2 rRNA genes (1 of these 2 running past the window's edge) are annotated in these 3,018 nt (G+C 55.9%); both read right to left on the bottom strand.

Going from position 1 to position 3,018, the window contains the following annotated elements:
- Window positions 1-71 precede the first annotated feature (71 nt).
- Window positions 72-184 (bottom strand): 5S ribosomal RNA (gene rrf, locus ACT3IB_RS15475).
- A 142-nt stretch (window positions 185-326) separates the two neighbouring features.
- Window positions 327-3,018 (bottom strand): 23S ribosomal RNA (locus ACT3IB_RS15470) (it continues 219 nt past the right edge of the window).

Here is a 3,018-nt window from a genome sequence, read left to right as displayed (position 1 = left end):
ACCAAGATTTAAGACCCAAAACAAAAAAAACGGTGACCCCGCGTGGGATCACCGTTAGGTAATAAAAAAAGAGCGGGCGGGGACCTACGCTTCCTCCCTGTCGGGAAGTACCATCGGCGCTGCCGGGTGTCACGGCCGTGTTCGGGATGGGAACGGGTGGAGCCCCGGCGCTTGGCCCGCCTGCTCAAAACTCGTGGAAATCAATATGTCAAAATGTCTTCGACGTAGGGATAGCTGAGGGTAAGGGCAAAGATCGGTGGTTGCTGTATGCTCGTTGCCTCGCTTGGGCGGCTTGCGGCCGACCGAATCGGTCGTGCAAGCCATATAAGCGGAAGCCGGTAGCCTTATTAGTACGGCTCGGCTGAACGTGTTACCACGCTTACACCTGCCGCCTATCGATCTGGTCGTCTTCCAGAAGGCTGCAATAGGGAATGTTTATCTTGGAGCGTGCTTCGCGCTTAGATGCTTTCAGCGGCTTATCACTTCCGCACATAGCTACCCTGCGATGCCCGTGGCCGGACAACAGGTGCACCAGCGGTGCGTCCACTCCGGTCCTCTCGTACTAGGAGCAGCTCTCCGCAACATTCCAACGCCCACAGCAGATAGGGACCGAACTGTCTCACGACGTTCTGAACCCAGCTCGCGTACCGCTTTAAATGGCGAACAGCCATACCCTTGGGACCTTCTCCAGCCCCAGGATGCGATGAGCCGACATCGAGGTGCCAAACCTCCCCGTCGATGTGAACTCTTGGGGGAGATAAGCCTGTTATCCCCGGAGTACCTTTTATCCTTTGAGCGACGGCCCTTCCATTCGGAAAACCGCCGGATCACTAAACCCTGCTTTCGCAGCTGCTCGACCTGTATGTCTTGCAGTCAAGCACCCTTATGCTTTTACACTCTGCGCACGATTGCCGACCGTGCTGAGGGTACCTTTGGGAGCCTCCGTTACTGTTTAGGAGGCGACCGCCCCAGTCAAACTACCCACCATACACTGTCTTCCCTGTGGGGAATTAGAATTCAGCGGCCCAAAGGGTGGTATTTCACGGACGACTCCACGCCAGCTGGCGCTGGCGCTTCCGGGTCTCCCACCTATCCTGCACATCGGGCAGCTAAAGCCAATGTAAAGTTGTAGTAAAGGTTCACGGGGTCTTTCCGTCCCGCTGCGGGTAATCGGCGTCATCACCGATACCACAATTTCACCGAGCTCGTGGCTGAGACAGTGTCCAATTCGTTGCACCATTCGTGCAGGTCGGAACTTACCCGACAAGGAATTTCGCTACCTTAGGACCGTTATAGTTACGGCCGCCGTTTACTGGGGCTTCAGTGGGCCGCTTCATCGCCGAAGCGATTAACAGCCTTCCTTAACCTTCCAGCACCGGGCAGGTGTCAGCCCCTATACATCGTCTTACGACTTAGCAGAGGCATGTGTTTTTGGTAAACAGTCGATTGGACCTGGTCACTGCGCCCCGCACGCCCCGAAGGGCGCGCAGGGGATCCTTCTCCCGAAGTTACGGATCTAATTTGCCGAGTTCCTTAGCCACGATTCGCTCGAGCACCTGAGGATCCTCTCCTCATCTACCTGTGTCGGTTTTGGTACGAGCGCTATGCCAGCAGATGACGACGGGTTTCTTGGCAGCCAGATTACCCACGCTATCGGTTTGCCCGTAGGCTCCCCGTACTGTCGGCGCTCAGCCTTGGTGGTGGGCGGATTTGCCTACCCACCGGCCTACTGCCTTTAACCTCGCATTCCATCGCGAGGCGGTGGTGTCACTTCTGCGTGACGCCTTCATCTATAGCTAGATAGCGGTACCGGAATATTTAACCGGTTTTCCATCGGCTTCGCCTGTCGGCTACGCCTTAGGTCTCGACTAACCCTGATCCGATTTGCGTTGATCAGGAACCCTTAGATTTTCGGTGGAGGGGGTTCGCACCCCTCTTATCGTTACTCATGCCTACAGTTTCGCTTCCAGAACCTCCACCGGCTCTTACAAGCCAACTTCGATGGCGCTGGAATGCTCCTCTACCACTGCATCCGAACGGATGCAATCCACAGCTTCGGCACCAAACTTATGCCCGCGAATTATCGACGCCGGGCCGCTCGACTAGTGAGCTATTACGCACTCTTTCAAGGAATGGCTGCTTCTAAGCCAACCTCCTAGTTGTCTGGGCAACCCAACTTTCTTTGTTCAACTTAGTTTGGATTTAGGGGCCTTAGCTGGTGGTCTGGGTTGTTTCCCTCTTGCGGGAGGACGTTATCGCCCCCACGCTGACTACCTGGCAACACATGCCGGCATTCGGAGTTTGTCTAGATTTGGTAGGCGGTGAAGCCCCCTAGTCTAATCAGTGCTCTACCTCCGGCATGCTACACGCCAGATGCTATACCTAAATATATTTCGAGGAGAACGAGCTATTTCCGAGTTTGATTGGCCTTTCACCCCTATCCACAGCTCATCCGGGGGCTTTTCAACGCCCGTCGGTTCGGACCTCCACGTGGTCTTACCCACGCTTCATCCTGGCCATAGATAGCTCACTCGGTTTCGCGTCTGCCCCGCCGTACTTTCGCCCTGTTCGGACTCGCTTTCGCTTCGGCTGCTCTCCTGAGGAGATTAACCTTGCACGACAGGCGCAACTTGTAGGCTCATTATGCAAAAGGCACGCCGTCACCCCCAAAGGGGCTCCGACCGCTTGTAAGCGTATGGTTTCAGGTACTATTTCACTCGCCTTCTCGGCGTTCTTTTCACCTTTCCCTCACGGTACTTGTTCACTATCGGTCATAACCAGTATTTAGCCTTACCGGATGGTGCCGGCAGCTTCAGACAGGATTTCTCCGGTCCCGTCCTACTCAGGGGATCCCACCACCGCGCCTCGCTTACGTCTACAGGCCTGTCACCTTCTGTGGGGCGGCTTTCCAGTCCGCTTCGTCTTCGCTTGGGTTGGCTTATGTGGGCCCTGCAACCCCCTGCCGCCGTAGCAGCAGGGTTTGGGCTGTTCCGCGTTCGCTCGCCACTACTTGCGGAA

This window comes from Fodinibius sp. GM21 (assembly GCF_058386955.1).
Note: the sequence above shows the minus strand (reverse complement) of the source record. Positions and strands in the feature narration are given on the sequence as shown.